Annotated in this window: 14 protein-coding genes; 7 read left to right on the top strand and 7 right to left on the bottom strand. The window is 73.0% G+C overall.

Features of this window, described 5'->3' with window-relative positions; genetic code table 11:
• Window positions 1-178: 178 nt before the first annotated feature.
• The 4 genes from AC6CCG_RS14900 to AC6CCG_RS14885 form a co-directional block, all read right to left on the bottom strand.
• On the bottom strand, window positions 179-2,821 hold the full coding sequence (locus AC6CCG_RS14900; protein ID WP_496655329.1) for a helix-turn-helix transcriptional regulator: 2,643 nt from the start codon (window positions 2,819-2,821) through the stop codon (window positions 179-181).
• 197 nt (window positions 2,822-3,018) lie between these two features.
• Window positions 3,019-5,679, bottom strand: a complete 2,661-nt coding sequence (locus tag AC6CCG_RS14895) for a hypothetical protein (RefSeq protein ID WP_496655328.1) — start codon at window positions 5,677-5,679, stop codon at window positions 3,019-3,021.
• Window positions 5,680-5,813: 134 nt separating this feature from the next.
• Window positions 5,814-6,551, bottom strand: coding sequence for a hypothetical protein (locus AC6CCG_RS14890; RefSeq protein ID WP_496655327.1), 738 nt, complete (start codon window positions 6,549-6,551; stop codon window positions 5,814-5,816).
• Window positions 6,552-6,620: 69 nt separating this feature from the next.
• Window positions 6,621-7,625: a sigma-70 family RNA polymerase sigma factor gene (locus tag AC6CCG_RS14885; RefSeq protein ID WP_496655326.1), complete on the bottom strand. Its 1,005-nt coding sequence runs from the start codon at window positions 7,623-7,625 to the stop codon at window positions 6,621-6,623.
• A 132-nt stretch (window positions 7,626-7,757) separates the two neighbouring features.
• Between AC6CCG_RS14885 and AC6CCG_RS14880 the strand changes: the two genes are divergently transcribed.
• Window positions 7,758-8,177, top strand: coding sequence for a VOC family protein (locus tag AC6CCG_RS14880; protein WP_496655325.1), 420 nt, complete (start codon window positions 7,758-7,760; stop codon window positions 8,175-8,177).
• Here AC6CCG_RS14880 and AC6CCG_RS14875 read toward each other — a convergent pair.
• From AC6CCG_RS14875 to AC6CCG_RS14865, 3 genes are read right to left on the bottom strand one after another with little or no spacing between them, the layout of a single operon-like run.
• A complete protein-coding gene (locus AC6CCG_RS14875; protein WP_496655324.1) occupies window positions 8,141-9,007 on the bottom strand; it encodes an alpha/beta fold hydrolase in 867 nt (288 codons plus the stop codon). The genes AC6CCG_RS14880 and AC6CCG_RS14875 overlap by 37 nt on opposite strands.
• 55 nt (window positions 9,008-9,062) lie before the next feature.
• Window positions 9,063-9,683, bottom strand: coding sequence for a TetR/AcrR family transcriptional regulator (locus AC6CCG_RS14870; RefSeq protein WP_496655323.1), 621 nt, complete (start codon window positions 9,681-9,683; stop codon window positions 9,063-9,065).
• Window positions 9,684-9,687: 4 nt separating this feature from the next.
• Entirely contained in the window at window positions 9,688-10,545 is an 858-nt protein-coding gene (locus tag AC6CCG_RS14865; protein ID WP_496655321.1) for an aldose epimerase family protein, read from the bottom strand.
• Window positions 10,546-10,612: 67 nt separating this feature from the next.
• Here AC6CCG_RS14865 and AC6CCG_RS14860 point away from each other — a divergent pair, with 67 nt between their 5' ends.
• From AC6CCG_RS14860 to AC6CCG_RS14835, 6 genes are all read left to right on the top strand, one after another.
• Window positions 10,613-11,062, top strand: a complete 450-nt coding sequence (locus AC6CCG_RS14860) for a VOC family protein (RefSeq protein WP_496655320.1) — start codon at window positions 10,613-10,615, stop codon at window positions 11,060-11,062.
• 95 nt (window positions 11,063-11,157) lie between these two features.
• Window positions 11,158-11,982, top strand: a complete 825-nt coding sequence (locus AC6CCG_RS14855; RefSeq protein ID WP_496655319.1) for a DUF4397 domain-containing protein — start codon at window positions 11,158-11,160, stop codon at window positions 11,980-11,982.
• Window positions 11,979-12,701, top strand: coding sequence for a class F sortase (locus tag AC6CCG_RS14850; RefSeq protein ID WP_496655318.1), 723 nt, complete (start codon window positions 11,979-11,981; stop codon window positions 12,699-12,701). Before AC6CCG_RS14855 ends, AC6CCG_RS14850 begins: the two co-directional genes overlap by 4 nt.
• Window positions 12,702-12,722: 21 nt before the next feature.
• Window positions 12,723-13,400, top strand: coding sequence for a sigma-70 family RNA polymerase sigma factor (locus tag AC6CCG_RS14845; protein WP_496655317.1), 678 nt, complete (start codon window positions 12,723-12,725; stop codon window positions 13,398-13,400).
• Window positions 13,397-14,134: an anti-sigma factor domain-containing protein gene (locus AC6CCG_RS14840; RefSeq protein ID WP_496655316.1), complete on the top strand. Its 738-nt coding sequence runs from the start codon at window positions 13,397-13,399 to the stop codon at window positions 14,132-14,134. The genes AC6CCG_RS14845 and AC6CCG_RS14840 overlap by 4 nt, the downstream gene beginning before the upstream one ends.
• Before the next feature lie 95 nt (window positions 14,135-14,229).
• A complete protein-coding gene (locus tag AC6CCG_RS14835; RefSeq protein WP_496655315.1) occupies window positions 14,230-15,003 on the top strand; it encodes a TspO-related membrane protein in 774 nt (257 codons plus the stop codon).

Genomic DNA, 15,003 nt, shown 5'->3' with positions numbered 1-15,003 from the left:
GCGGTTCCCGGGCAACCAGAGCTACGCGCCAGGACTGCACTCGGTGATCATGAACTGCACTGCGGTGCAGCCGGTGCACCGCAGTGCAGGAATGCCGAACCTGCGCGCGCGTCGGCGTGGCGACTTGCCAACAGGGTCATGATCAACTTCAGGAGCAGGCGAAGAAGGGTGCCCAAGATCAAGAGGCGGAGCGGGCCCGCTCCGGGTCACTGACCGAGACCAGGCCGACGAGCTCGGCCCGATTCGCCACACCGAGGCGGCGGTAGACGGACTTCAGCCTGGTCGCGACGGTCCGCCGGGACAGGTACATCCGCGCCGCGATCTGGTCATAGGTGTGGCCGGAGACCAGGTAGCCGACCAGTTCCCGATCATCGTCGGTGATCTCCAGGAGTTGATCATCGAGGCTGGCCGGCCGGCGCACCGGAGCGGTCCGGGAGATCCGCTCGATGTGGTCGACCCAGCCGTCCAGGCCGAGCGAGCGCATCACGTACGTGGCCTGGCCGAGCACGGTCCGGCCCTCTTCGCCGCGGCCGGCGGCCAGCAGCCAACGACCGAAGCAGATCAAGGTACGGGCCCGATCAAGATCACGGGGACGCAGCCCGGTGGAGCCGAGCGCCACAGCGAACAGCCGCTCGGCGTCGGCCCGGTCCGCCAGCAGGGCATCGATCCGGACCATGATCGGCAACGTCTGGTCGGTACCGGCGTCGAGCACCCGGTCCCGGTGCTCGTCGGCGGCCCGGGCGGCGAGGTCGGGCAGCCCGGCGAGCCGGTACGCCTCGACCAGGTCGGCCAGCGCCGCCGTACCGCCATGGTCGATCATCCGGCTCCGGGTCAGCGCCGACTGGAGGCTGTACGCCGCCTCGGTCCACCGGCCGGCCACCAGCAGGGCGTGGCCGAGATCGGCCTCGACGGTGGCCCGGATCCGCTCGGGGGCGAGCTGGGTCCGGGCCAGCAGCGCCTGCGGATCCTCGGTCAGGATGCCCAGGCCGGCCTCGGCCCGGATCCGGCTGCCCAGAGCCCCGATGCAGCGCAGCGTCGGCTGCCGACGGTCCACCTCGACCAGCAGCGGCAGCGCCCTCGCGTAACGGCCGTCGGTCAGCTCCAGCCGGGCCAGCAGCAGGTCCAGGCTGACCCTGGTCAGCGGCTGGGCCTGGGCCAGGTGCGCGCGGGCGGCGTCGATCAGGCGCCGGCAGACGGCCAGGTCGCCGACGGCCATCAGCTCCGTGGCCAGGCAGATCGGGCCCAGTCCGGGCACGGACCGGACGGCGTCGGCGAGCCGGTGCAGGGCGGCGCGGACGGCCACCGGCGGCGGCGCCTCGCGGTCCAGTTCCCCGTCGATGCGGATGGCGTCGACCGTCGTCCGGTCGTCGGCGGTCCGAGCCGACGCCGCCAGCGCGTCGATCGCCTCCGTGGCGCTCTCGGTGAGGTCGACCCGCAGCAGCTGATGGATCAGCAGCGGCGCCAGCCCGGACCGGGTCTCGGCGTCGAGCTCGTGCCATCGCGAGGTATCCGGGGCGAGGTCGGCGCAGTCGACGGCGGCGAACTGGGCCGCGATCAGCCCGACCAGGCGCAGCGCCAGGTCCTGGGCCGGCTCGGGCTGCCGAGCCAGCCCGCGGCGGACCGCGGCGAGTGCCCGCTCGACGTATCCCAGGGCAAGGTCCAGTTCCGCCCGGCACAGTTCGACGACGGGCTCGGCCGGCTCGGCGGCGACCGCCTCGACGATCCGGTGCGCGTCCGCGATCCGGCCGTCGGCCAGCAACGGGCTGACCAACCGGTCCGGGCGGGCCTCGGCCGCGCCGCCGGCCAGCCTGCGGTGGTACGCGGCCCAGCCGGGATCGCTGTCGGCGTAGGCGAAGCAGAGGTCGGCGTGCAGCCGTCGCCGCTGGCCGGACGACAGCCTGGACCAGGCCAGCAGCGCGGTCACCGGATGCGGCCGGGCCTGGTCCTCGTCGATCATGATCACGTCGCGCCGGAGCAGGGCGTCGACGGTCCCGGCACCGAAGGTCGCCTCGATCATGGTCCGCGGCAGTTGATCATGGAAGGCGAAGCCCGCCAGCGCGGCCAGTTCCCGGTCACCGAGACCGGCGGAGCGACCGCCGAGGATCCGGGCGCAGCCGGCACCGGCCGGCAGCGGGTGTGGCAGCGGCAACCGCCCGGCCAGCGCCTCCGGCGGAACCTGATCCGCCAGGTCGAGGACCAGGCCGGGGTTGCCCCGGGCGAGGCGGTTCAGCGTCCGTACCGCCTCCCAGGCGACGTCGCCGTCGGCGTGGTCGAGCAGCAGTTCGCGCGCCTCGTCGTCGCTGAGCGCCTTGATCGTCAACGAGTCCAGGGCGTCCAGCGGTTCACCCGGCCGACCGTCGCAGGTGATCAGATAGCGCCACTGGCCCCGGCGCAGCCCCTCGCCGAGCAGGCGGTACGACGCCTCGTCCAGCGCCTCCAGGTCGTCGACGGCGATCACGATCCCGGCCGCGTCGTGGTCGCGGGACAGCTCCTCCAGACGGCGGAGGACGGCCGGCAACTCGTCGGCGGTGCCAGCGGCGACCTCGTCCAGAAGTTGATCAAGCCGGTGCAGCAGCTCGCCGGAACCGAACAGCTGCCGCCCGGCCAGCGAGCCGAAGGCTGCGCCCTCGCGGCCCGCGCCACGGATCAGCAACGCGTCCCGCTCGGAGTCGGCCAGCGCCGAACGCAGCAGCCGGGACTTGCCCATCCCGCGGTCGCCGGTGATCAGCAGGCCGCGGCGCCGGGATCCGAGGAAGTCCTCGATCGTCGACAACTCGGGACTGCGGACGACGAGAGCTCCCGTGATCAGTCGAGGCGCCATCGAACAGGGACATCCCTTCTCCCCCGAGCCACGAGCCTTCCGGACCGTTCGCACCGCGCGGCCGGGAGAGGGAAGTCCTCCGGCGCCCCAGTCGCCGGCGTGCCCAACCGAGTGCCAGCCAAGCGCAGCCGCGCCACGCGGTGCCAGGGCCGGGGCGGGAAAACGGCACTCCTGGCACTCCTGGCGCCCGGGCGGGATCAGCCGGCCAGCCAGTCCGGCGGATCGGAGCGGACCAGGGCCACCAGCTCGGACCGGCCGGCGACGCCGAGGTCCTGGTACAGCTCGTTCACCCGCCGGGCGGCCGTCCGCCGGGACACGAACAGCCGCTCGGCGAGCTCACCGTAGGTGCCGCCGTCGGCGATCAGGGTGATCAGCGTACGCTGGGTCCGGGACAGCGTCTGCGACCAGTGACTCGGGGCGGCCTGGCCGCGCAGCCGGCCGAGGTGGTCGAGCCAGCCGGTGAACGAGCCGGCCCGGAGCAGTTCCGCGGCCTGGTCGTGGACCAGGTCGGCCTCCTCCGCCCGTCCGGTCCGGGCCAGCCGGCTGCCGTACGCGATCATCGTCCGGGCCAACTCGAGCTCCGGTACGTCCTCGCCGCATGCCTCCAACGCCTCCCGGAACCGCGCGTCCGCGACCGGCCCCTCGGCGACCAGGGCATCGGCCCGGGCCAGCACGGCCCGTCCGGTGTCCGTCCCGGCGTCGTACAGCCGGGACCGGAACTGGACCAGGGATCGCCGTGCCGCGCCCAGGTCACCGGCCCCGACCTGGGCCTCGACCAGATCGGCCAGCACCGACGCCGGTCCCTGCCGGAGCAGCCGGCCGTGCCGCAGCGCCGCCGCCAGCCGCACCGCCGCCGCGGCCGGCCGGCCCCGGATCAGTGTGGCCAGACCGATGTCGGCGTCGTAGCCGGACGACTCGGCGGCGGTGGTCCGGAGCAGTCGCGGATGGACCGGGAGCCCGGGCGAGGCCTCCAGCCCGAGGGCGGCACCGATCACCTGGTCCAACGCGGACACGGTGACCCATGGCCGGTCCGAGCTGATCTCGGTCCGCAGCTCGGACAACCGCTCGGCGGCCCGCAGATAGGCACCCTCGGCCAGTTCGACGCAGATCAGGGCGACCGCGTGGGCGTTCCGGCTGATCGGGGACTGCCGCGCCGGGTCGGCCAGGGCAAGATCGGCCAGCGCCCGGGCGGTCCGCGGGTCGCCGAGCGCGAGCAGATCGGTCACCCCGGTCGCCGAGAACGACCACGGCCCGGGCGCGCCGAGCTCGACCCACTGCGACAGCAGGGCGTGCAGCCGCCCCGCGGCCGGTTCGTCGTCGGCCAGCACCGCCAGCCGGGTCCGGGTGACCTCCAACAGCAGCCGGTACGGTTCCGGCAGCCCGGCCGGGTCCATCCCGTGCAGGATCGACCGCGCCTCGTCGGTGGCCCCGCGAACGGCCAGCGAGTGGGCGGCCCGGATTGTCCGCAGCCGGTTCTCCGGATCGTCCGGTTCGCTGCCGTGGGCGGGCCGGAGGTCGGCCAGCAGCCCGTCCCAGGACCGGTCCCGGACCACGACCGCCTCGACCCCGACCGCCGCGAGCGAACTCCGCAGCGCATGGTCGGCGATGCCGTGCCGCCGTTCGATCAGCGGCGCCGCGATGTCCGGATAGCCGAGCTGGACGGCCAGTTCGGCAAGCACGACCATGGCCTCGCCCCCGTCGCCGCCGTGGCCGGACGCCCACCAGGTCGACCCCAGGCGGTACGCGGCCTCGTACCGCCCCAGCGCGGCCAGGGCCCGGACCTGGTCCAGCACCGCCTGCGGGTCGGCGGCCGCGGGGTCGGTCAGCTGGCAGCCGTAGTAGAGCGCCTCCCCCGGGTCGATCGCGAGCCAGCCCGCGTGCGCGACCCGGCAGAGTTCGGCCCGCTCCCCGTACCGCAGCAGTTGCCAGGCCAGCACGGCGACCGCCGGCAGGGTCGGCGTCCAGCCGGCATCGGTGAGCGTGACCAGCCCGGCGTCCGCGAGCTCGGCCGGCTCCGGCCAGTCGGGCCGGTCGAACCGGAACTCCAGCGGCACCGCCTCGTGGTGGGCGAAGAGGGCCAGCGACCGGCGGTGCCGCGGCCCGAGCCCGTACAGGCCGGGGCCGAGCACCTCGGCCAGATACGGATCCCGACCGAGCGGGACGGCCGGCGGCGGCGCGACACCCTGCAGCGCGGCCCGGTCCAGTTCGGCGGCGAACCCGAACAGCAGGCCGGGCAGGCCGCCGCTGAGCCGGTGCAGCCAGTCGACCTGGCGGCGCGGCAGGTCGACCCCGGTCCGGCGGCGCAGCGCCGTCCGCGCCTCGGCCGGCGTCCACGGGTCCAGCCGGATGGTCCTCGCCGGTCGTACCTCGTCGACCGGATCCGGAGCCGAGGCGGTCGCGGGCAGCAGGGACTCGGCCTCGGCGGCGAGCACCCGCCAGCCGGCGGCGCAGGCCCGGTCCAGCGACCGCCGGACCAGCGACCGGGAGGCCGGGTCGAGGATCTGCAGGTCGTCCATGATCAACAACGGCGTGCGTCCGGCCGGCCGGTCGAACCCGTTCGGCGACAGCCCGGACCGCCCGGGCCGCTGCGGGCCGGCTGCGACCAGCGCGTCCCGGAGCGGGTTCAGGACCGGATCCGGGCCGAGTGCACCGACCATCGCCCGGGCGGACTGGTAGGGCTCCCGGCCGGGCCGGGCCGGCACCAGGACGACGTCGAAGTCGTCGGCGAGCCGGCCGTGCAGGGCCTCCAGGAACGTGGTCCGGCCGACGCCGCGGGGCCCGGTGATCATGACGATCCCGGGCAGCGAGGACCGCAGGTGAGCCTCGGCCTCCGCCGTCTGCTCGTCACGCTGGGACACCTTGGGAACTCCGCTCGACCCGGGATTCTCGACTGACCCCCGAGTCGGCCGGCGCGCCGTCGAACCTGCGGGCGGCGGCCACCGAGCGGGCACAGACTATCGCCGCCGGCCGCCGCGCCGACACCCCCTGCTGTTCAGTCCGTCAGCTGCGAGATCATGTCGATCTTGGTCGCCGGTTCGGGCGACAGGTTGATCACGACCGGGTCCGGGTCGGCGGCGACCTTGGCGATCAGTCGGTGCAGCCGGCCCAGATCGTCCACCAGGTACGTCAGCCGGTCACTCGGCCGGTTGTCGCTGCCAGGGCCGGTGAAGCGGTCGACCCGGACCCCGTCGAGGTGGTCCTCGCCGACCCACTGGGCACCGTTCTGGCGCAGCAGCAGCGGGTTCTCCGGCCGGTCGTCGGCCAGGTTGAGCAGCAGCGCCAGCGCGACGTCCAGCCCGGACCGCTCCGGGTCCACCGCCTGAACCTGCCACGGACCGCTCGGCGGCCGGTACGGCAGCGCACTCCCGGTCACCTGCAGGGCCGCCTTCTGCCGCAACGTCCACTGCAGCAGGAAGTTCCGCGGCGGCTTGCCGTCGGTGAGGAAGTTGGCGTAGCCGAGATGATCACGGAAATCGACCCGGCCGGTGAGGAAGAACCGCTGCCCGCGCACCGTGAGCTGCATGGTGAACGGGACATAGCGCCGGTCGTAGTTGTTGAACCGGACCACGGCGAAGCGTTCCGCCTCGGCCATGGTCAGCAGGCGCGGTTCGGCAGGCTTGGCGGCGCAGCCGGCCGCAGCCAGCAGGGCGGCGCCGATGGTTCCGGCCCAGAGGGTCCGGCGCGGCAGTCGTACGCCGCGGTGGTCTCCCCCGAGACCAGCAGTGATCACCGAGGAATTGTCGTGGGGGTCAACACCGTGGAAATGATGGTGCCAGACCCGTTTCCGCGCAAGCCCTGGTCAGGAGGCCGCCGCCGACTCCGGCGTCCACACCTCGGGCAGACCGAAGGTCGCGAACAGGGCGGTGTCGAAGTAGCAGACGACGTGGCTGACACCCTCCTCGGTGATCGTCAGCTGGTGCAACTGGAACGGCCGGTGGACGCCCTCGTCGTCGCGCATGTAGAGACCGAAGGCCGGCTGGCCGTTGGCCCAGGTCGGCAGCAGCCGCTGCGACTCGGGACCGTCCGCCGGGCAGTAGTTCTTGATCAAGGTCCCGATGTCGGCGGCGCCCTGGTACCAACCGAGGAACGGCGGCATCTCCCAGACGGCGTCCTGGCTGAGCAGCGAAACGATCTTGGCCACGTCGTAGTTCTCGAAGGCCGCGACGTAGTCCTTGAGCAGCGCCCGGCGCCGTTCGTCGTCGGGCAGTTCGGGCGCCGCCTCCGGGTCCAGCTTGGCCATGTTGGCGCGGGCCCGCTGCAGCGTCGAGTTGACGCCGGCCGTGGTCAGCTCGAGCTGCTCGGCGACCTCGCTCGCCTGCCAGGCCAGCACATCGCGCAGGATCAGCACCGCCCGCTGCTGCGGATTGAGGTGCTGCAGCGCGGCGACGAAGGCCAGCCGGACCGAGTCCCGCGAGATCACGTCGTCGGACGGGTCCGCGGCGTCGCCACCCCAGACCAGGTCGTCCGGCATCGGCTCCAGCCAGGGCACCTCGGCCCGCTGGTCCAGGGCCGCGTTGGGGTCGGCATTGGGCTGGCCGAGCCCGGTCGGCAGCGGCCGGCGCTTCTTGCTCTCCAGCGCGGTCAGGCAGACGTTGGTGGCGATCTGATACATCCAGGTGCGCACCGAGGAGCGGCCCTCGAAACCCCGGAACGCCCGCCAGGCGCGGATGTAGGCCTCCTGCACCAGGTCCTCGGCGTCGTGCACCGAGCCCATCATCCGATAGCAGTGCGCCATGATCTCCCGGCGCAGTGGTTCGACCTGTTCCCGGAAGGTCTCGTCGAACGTCTCGGAGGCAATCGTCATCTTTTCGGGGTCCCCGCGGCGTTGTTCGGGGGAGCGAAGCGGAGGAGAAGAACGTCGTGAGGTGATCTCATGGGCGAAAACGTACCCGCTGGCACCGACGAATTCCGGGCCGAGCGGAAGTCTGTTCCTGACATGACATCCGTTGCGGAGGGCGCGCCGACCGACCGGTTGATCTTCATCAACCTTCCCGTGGCCGATCTGGCGCGCTCCCGCGCGTTCTACACGGGACTCGGCTTCGGCGTCGATCCCCGGTTCGGCGACGACCGCAGCGCCTGTGTCGTGGTCTCGCCGCGGATCTGCGTGATGCTGCTGGTCCGGGATCGGTTCGCCGAGTTCGTCGTCGGCGAGGTGGCCGACCCGCGGCGGACCACCCAGGTGCTGAACTGCCTGTCGGCGGCCAGCCGCGAGGAGGTGGACCGGATCGCGGTCCGGGCCGTCACCGGCGGCGGCCGGCCGTGGCGGGACAAGGTCGACGAGGACGGGGTGTACGGCCGCAGCTTCGCCGACCCGGACGGTCACGTCTGGGAGCTGCTGCACCTCTCCTGCGCCTGATCGGCGACGAAGGTACGGATCGCGGCGGCCAGTGCGGCCGGCTGGTCGAGCGGGATCAGGGAGTAGCTGTCCGGCACCTCGACCAGGCGACCCTGCGGCAGCAGTTCGGCCAGCCGGGCGCCGTGGGCGGGCGGCATCACCTTGTCCTCGGCGGCCCAGACCACCAGGGCCGGCCCGGTGAAGTCGCGCAGCGCCTCGGAGGCCTCCGCCACCAGCGCGGCCTCGGGCGCGATCGTGCGCAGCAGCCGTACGGCATCGTCGCGGATCTCCGGCCGGGTCAGCAGCGGCTCCAGCCAGCGGGCCACGGTGGCGTCGCCGTACCGGGTCAGCCAGCCGAAGGAGATCGGCAGCCGGCGGAACGGCCGCAGCCGCAACTGCTGCATGAACAGGCCGAACAGCACCGGCGGCAGCTTCCCGGTCAGCATCAGCGTCTTGCCGGTCGCGCCGGGCGGGAAGTTGTCGAACGCCTCGCAGGAGGCCAGCACGATCCTGGCGAGCCACGGGCTGCCCGCCTGAGCGACGAGCTGCACCAGGGCGCCGCCGGTGTCGTTGCCGACGAGCGTCACGCCGGGCAGCCGGAGCCGGTCCAGGAACTCCCGGACCAGCCCGGTCAGCCCGGCCAGCGACAGGTCGGCGTCCGGCACCGGGTGCCGGTGCGCGCCGAGCGGCAGCACCGGCACGATGCAGCGATGGTCCCGGGCCAGCTCGGCGACGACGCCGCCCCAGAGGGTCTGGTCCATCAGCAGGCCGTGCAGCAGGACCACAGTGGGTCCGTCGCCGCCGGTGTCGAGGTAGTCGATGGTCCCGCAGCTGAGATCGATGGTGTGCATGGTGTCCCCCACGGCTCGGAGTTCTGATCCCGACCCGTTAAGTGAACCACGCGGTTCACTTCTTGTCGAGAGCCTCCTCGCGCTCCAGCGTGCGGAGCAGGGCCCGGATCGCCGGCGGGTCCTCGAGCGAGGTGCCGCGGGCCCGGGCATCCAGCAGCAGGCCACGGAACACCGCGATCATCAGCGCCGCGATCTCCTCCTTGCGCCCGGCCGACCAGGCCGGCGGGCACATCGCGATCAGCACGTCGTGGTACTGGTCGCCCAGGTCACGACCGAGGTGCCGATAGCGCTCCGGGTCGTACAGCAGCAGGCCGATCGACTGGGTGATCACCCAGAAGTCGCGTTCGGCCTCGACCAGCCGCGGCCAGACCTCGCGCAGCCGGCGGGACAGCGTCCACTCGGCCGGCAGTTCGGTGACCGCGCGCAGCCCGACGGCCCGCCGGTCCCGGAGCCGGAACAGGGCCTCGGCCAGCAGCTCGTCCGGACCTTCGAAGTAGTAGAGCAGCACCTTGTGCGTCGTCCCGGCCGCCCGGGCCGCGCGGCGCAGCGAGAAGTCGACCAGCCCGTTGGTCGCCAGATCGGCGGTCACCTTCTCCAGCAGATCGTTCCGCCGCGCCTCGCCGCGCTTGGACCCGGTCCAGCGGCGGTACGTCTCCGTGCGCTCATCGGTCGACATCGCCTCATCCTCGCTCGAAGTCGACGAAAAGGCTCCATTCCAGCGGCCGACCCGGGGCCACCGTGGCCACCCGGCCCCGCTCCACCGCGGCGGCCAGCGAGTCGTAGAAGCCGGTGCTGGGCTCCGGCGCGATCACGTCGGCCCGGGCGACCGCGTGCCGGTCGTACCAGACTCCGAGGTACGGCAGCACGGCCGGATCCCAGGACAGCCGGAGCGCCCGCCCGTCCGGCCGGCGCAGCGCGACGGTCCCCACCGTCTCGTCCGGCGGCAGGTAGACCTTGCGCCCGGTGCCCGGCGGCACGGAGTCGATCATGGCCGAGTCCGTGGACCACGGCCGTTCCGATCCCTCCTCCGGATAGACGTCGATCACCCGATCGATCCCAGCCGGGAATTCGATCATGGTCCCGGGCGGCGCCAGGAACTGCGGATGGGCGGCCCAGAGGAACGGCAGCTCACACTCGGCGGTCACCCGGTAGCGCAGTTCCAGGCCGGTCTCCGCCGGCCGGACCTCCCTGCGGAATCCGTACGGCAGCACGGATCCGGCGGCCTGCAACGCCGAACCGTCCGCGCTCGCCGACCAGGTCGCCGTCCAGAGCTCACCATGATCGGGAAGCTCGGTGCCGTCGGCCAGCCGGCCCGCGTCGATGGTCGGAGCGCACTCGTCCCAGCCGCACATCTCGGCCTGCTCGAAGTCGTCCCCGGGCCGGGCCGGCGGCGGCAGCGGGTCGGGCGGGCCGAGCAGCCACTCGACACCGTCGGAGTCCCGGAGCGAGACGATCTTGCCGCCCCGGCCGGGCATGATGATCATGGTCAGCCCGCCGCCGTTGATCATGGTCGCCGGCTCGTCGTACCACCTCGTCACGCGACCACTCTAGAAAGTCTCCGGAAAGTGCTCAGTTGGTGCGCACTTTGGGCGTTGGAATGGAGTCATGAACCAGAACCCGGGAACGGAGCCCGTGAAGCTCCGTGGATTCGCCACCGTCTCCTTCTACGCCGACGACCTCGAGGCGGCGGCCCGCTGGTACGCCGAGCTGACCGGCGTCGAGCCGTACTACCGCTATCCGCACCCGCCGCAGCAAGCCGCCTACATCGAGTTCCGGCTCGGCGACCTGGAGGACGAGCTGGGTCTGATCGACCGCCGCTACGCACCCGGCCAGCCGCAACAGCACCCCGGCGGTGCCGTCGTCTTCTGGCACGTCGACGACCTGGAGGGCACCCTGCAGCGGCTGCTCGACCACGGCGCCACACTGCACGAGGCGCTGACCAAGCGGGAGTCCGGCTTCAACACCGCGTCCGTCGTCGACCCGTTCGGCAACGTGCTCGGTGTCATGTACAACCCGCACTACGTGGAGCTGATGGCCCACCAGGCGCCGGCCTGACCGGGCCCGACGTCCCGATCTCGGACTGCCTGCATCCGGCTGACCCTGCGGAGCGGAACTCCTGGCACCACAGAGTTCCCTTCCAGGAGGCAGTCGTGAAGAGAGATCGAACCATTCGGGCAGCCGCGGCGCTGTTGCTGCTGACCGCGGCCGCGGCGGCGGTCGGCCCGCCCGCTCAGGCGGCCGAGACGGCGACCGTGTCCGTGCTGCACGCGGTGCCGGACACGCCGGTCGATGTGTACGCCAACGGCGACGCCTTGTTGACCGACTTCGAGCCGGGAACCCTGACCGATCCGCAGAAGCTGCCGGCCGGCACGTACGACCTCAAGGTCGTGGCGCCGGGCGACGGTGCGGACGGCAAGGCCCTGATCGAGGCCGAGAACGTCAAGGTTCCGGCGGGGGCGAATCTCACCGTGGTGGCTCACCTCGATGCCGACGGCGACCCGACCCTGACCCCGTACGTCAACGACGTGTCCGGACTCGAGGCCGGGCAGGCACGGCTCACCGTCCGGCACACCGCCGCGGCGCCCGCCGTCGACATCCGGGCGGGCGGCAAGCCCGTCTTCGAGGAGCTGGCCAACCCCGACCAGGCCACGGCGGACCTGGAGGCGGGCACGGTGTCGGCCGACGTCACGCTGGCCGGCAAGGACAAGCCCGTCATCGGCCCAGCCGAACTCGAGCTTGCCGAGGGCGTCAGCACGATCGTCTACGCCTGGGGTCGTGCCGAGGACGGCAACCTCAAGCTCGCCTCGCAGACGATCACCGGCCTGCACGGCGAGCCCGGCGGGGTTCCCGGCGGGACCGGCGGCCAGGCAGCCGTCGCCGACGCCCTGCCGCTGGTCGGCGCGGCGCTGGCGGTGCTCGCGCTCGTCGGCGTCGCCGTCTCGGTTCGGCTGGCCACTGCGGCCGTGCGTCCGTGACGATCCCCCCTGCGGTGCCGATCCGGCCGGCCGCGCTGCTGGCCGGATCGGTGCTGACCCTGATCGTCGGCCTGGCCCTTGTGGCCGGCGGCCAGGGGCCTTCCGCCGTTCCGGCCGCGGGATCGCCGGCGGACGGGGCGGCCGAGGGCACCACCGGCGCCGGCCCGGCAAGCTCGGCGCCGGTGTCGCCCGGCGCGGAGTCCCCGGCGCTGAACCGTCCGCGCGTTCCGCGGACCACGGCATCGCTGCCCCGGGCGAGCACTCCCCCGCTGCCCCTGCGTCTCACGGTCGGCGCCATCGGGCTGGACCTGGCGGTCCGGCCGGTCGGGACCACGGCCGACCGACTCATGGAGCTCCCCGACGACCCGGCCGTGCTCGGGTGGTACCGCTTCGGTGCCGCGCCGGGCTCGGCGCGCGGATCGGCCGTGCTGGCGGGCCACGTGGACAGCAGCCGGTACGGCATCGGGCCGCTGGCCGACCTCGACCGACTCCGGCCCGGCGACCGGCTGGAGGTCACCACCACCGCGGGCCGGCGGGGCTACCGGGTGGACCGCACCGAGTACCGGCGGAGATCCCGGTTGCCGGCGAGCGAGCTGTTCGACCGGGCCGGCCCGCCGCGCCTGGTCGTCATCACCTGCGGCGGCCCGTACGACCCGCGGTCCGGCTACCGCGACAACCTGATCGTCACGGCCAGCCCCGACCCGGCCATCGGCCGCTAGCTCACGAGGACCGGCGCGGGCATGGAACGGCAACGACCGAGCCGCGACCGGCCGGACCTGATCCGCGGTGTCGGCCACGCCCAGCCCGCCGGGGCGGCTACTGTTTCGCTCGTGGCAGGAGCCGGCGCCGACGACGCCATCACCGGGATGGACGACGATGCTCTCGGCGTCGCGTTCTCCGGCGGCGACGACATCGCGTTGCTCGCCGAGTGTTTCCGGCGCTGGTCCTCGATCGTGTACTCGATCGCGCTCGCCTCGCTCCGGGACCAGCAGGACGCCGAAGACGTCACTCAGCAGGTCTTCGCCTCGGCCTGGCGCAGCCGCGCCAACTACCGACCCGACGCCAGCCCGCTGCGAGCCTGGCTGATCGGGATCACCCGGCACCGGATCGCCGACACCATCCGACAGCGGGACCGGGCCCGGCAACTCCGGGAGCGGGTCGGCGGTCAGGCTGCCGGCGAACGCGACGACACCCGCGCCTCCGAGATCGACACCGCCGTCGACCGGGTCCTGATCGCCGCCGAGATCGAGCGGCTGGGCGAGCCGCGCCGGACCATCCTCCGCAAGGTGTTCTACGAGGACCAGACGCAGAGCCAGATCGCCGAGTCGCTGAACCTACCCCTGGGCACCGTGAAGAGTCATGCTCGACGCGGTTTGCTGCAACTCCGATCGAGACTGAGGGGAGGAGAGAGCCGGTGAATCACCTCGACGCCGAACGTCTCGCGGCCCACGCTCTCGACCCCGCCGAGACCCTGACCCCTGAGGAACAGGCCCATCTGGCCGAGTGCGACCGCTGTGCCGGCGAGCTGGCCGAGCTTCGCTCCTACATCGAGATCGCGGATCCGGATCGGACCGGGTCGCCCCTGTCGGCACCGCCCGCCGGCCTGTGGGACGCGATCGTCGCCGACCTGGCCGCCGCGCCCGCGTCGGCGGAGGAACCGGCAGAACCGCCCGCGGCTCCCGTCCCCGAGCCGGCCGTCCCGGCCCGGGCCGGGCGATCGGGCGCGCGTCGTCGCTGGACGTACGGACTGGTCGCCGCGCTCGTCGGCATCCTGATCGGCGTTCTCGGGACCGTCGCGGTGCGAGCCCTCCAGGCACCGTCCGAGACGGTGGTCTCCGAGGTGGCCCTTCAGCCGCTGCCCGGAAAGTCGGGTACGGGCGAGGCCACGCTCGTCCAGACACCCGACGGCCTGCAGCTCCGGGTCACCTTGTCCGGCGTCGAGGTCCACGATGCCGACCTCGAGGTGTGGCTGATCAACACCGACGGCGTCCAGATGCGGTCGCTCGGGCTGTCCGGCACCGGCGGCGGAACCTTCACGGTCCCCAGCTGGATGATTCCCGACAACTACCGGATCGTCGACGTCTCGGTCGAACCCCGGGACGGCCAACTCGCCCACTCCACGAACAGCGAGGTGCGCGGCACCCTCCCGTGACCCCGCCCGGATCCCGCCGTGCGATTCCGGTGCATCCGATCGGGGTACTCCAGCCGAACAGCAGCACAGGGTCACTCGGCACGAAGGGGACGGCGATGGACGGGATGCTGGACGGCGCACGACGGGTCGCCGTCACGGCCGCGGCGGCGGGTTGCCTGGTTGCGCTGTTGTTCGGCAGCGGGCTGCTCGGCACGGCCGTCGAACGCTCGGCCGGCGGTGCGCTGTCGGCCACCGCGACGCTGCTCGCCCCGGCCGGACCGGCGTTCGCGATCTGGTCGGTGATCTATCTCGGACTGGTCGGCGCTGTGGTCTGGCAGTGGCGCTCGGCCGACGAGCGGACCCGTTCGACCGCGCCCTGGGTCGCCGGCTCGCTGGTCCTGAACGGCGCCTGGCTGCTGGTGGTGCAACTGGGCTGGCTCTGGGCCAGCGTGGTCGTGATCATCGCCCTCCTGGTCGACCTGATCATGCTCGTCCGGCGGCTCGAGCGGACGCCGCCGTCGGGCTGGCCGGAGCGGATCCTGGTCGACGGGACGTTCGGCCTCTATCTCGGCTGGGTCGCGGTCGCCACCTGTGCCAACGTGGCGGCCGTCCTGGTCGCCGCCGGTGGCCGGCCGGACGGGCTGCTGTCGCAGGGTCTGGCCGTCCTGGTCCTTGTCGTGGTCGCCGCCATCGCCATGATCATCGGGCTCCGGCTGCGGAATCGGTGGCCGATCGTGGTCGCCATGAGCTGGGGGCTCGCCTGGATCGCGCTCGGCCGCAGTACCGCGCAGCCGGAGTCCGTCGTGGTCGCCGCGGCGGCCGCGGTCGCCGCCGTGGTGGGGTTGGCCGCCGCAGCTCTCGGCCAGCGGTCGGCCCGCGCGGCGGCCTGA

The sequence above is a fragment of the Microlunatus sp. YIM B11417 genome (assembly GCF_059617205.1).
The sequence above is the reverse complement of the archived record's forward strand: the minus strand, read 5'-3'. Positions and strand labels throughout refer to the sequence as shown.

Coding starts and splice junctions, on each gene's coding strand:
- AC6CCG_RS14835 (WP_496655315.1), top strand. CDS start 14,230: ATGGACGGGATGCTGGACGGCGCACGACGGGTCGCCGTCACGGCCGCG.
- AC6CCG_RS14860 (WP_496655320.1), top strand. CDS start 10,613: ATGAACCAGAACCCGGGAACGGAGCCCGTGAAGCTCCGTGGATTCGCC.
- AC6CCG_RS14870 (WP_496655323.1), bottom strand. CDS start 9,683: ATGTCGACCGATGAGCGCACGGAGACGTACCGCCGCTGGACCGGGTCC.
- AC6CCG_RS14875 (WP_496655324.1), bottom strand. CDS start 9,007: ATGCACACCATCGATCTCAGCTGCGGGACCATCGACTACCTCGACACC.
- AC6CCG_RS14885 (WP_496655326.1), bottom strand. CDS start 7,625: ATGACGATTGCCTCCGAGACGTTCGACGAGACCTTCCGGGAACAGGTC.
- AC6CCG_RS14900 (WP_496655329.1), bottom strand. CDS start 2,821: ATGGCGCCTCGACTGATCACGGGAGCTCTCGTCGTCCGCAGTCCCGAG.
- AC6CCG_RS14845 (WP_496655317.1), top strand. CDS start 12,723: ATGGAACGGCAACGACCGAGCCGCGACCGGCCGGACCTGATCCGCGGT.
- AC6CCG_RS14880 (WP_496655325.1), top strand. CDS start 7,758: ATGACATCCGTTGCGGAGGGCGCGCCGACCGACCGGTTGATCTTCATC.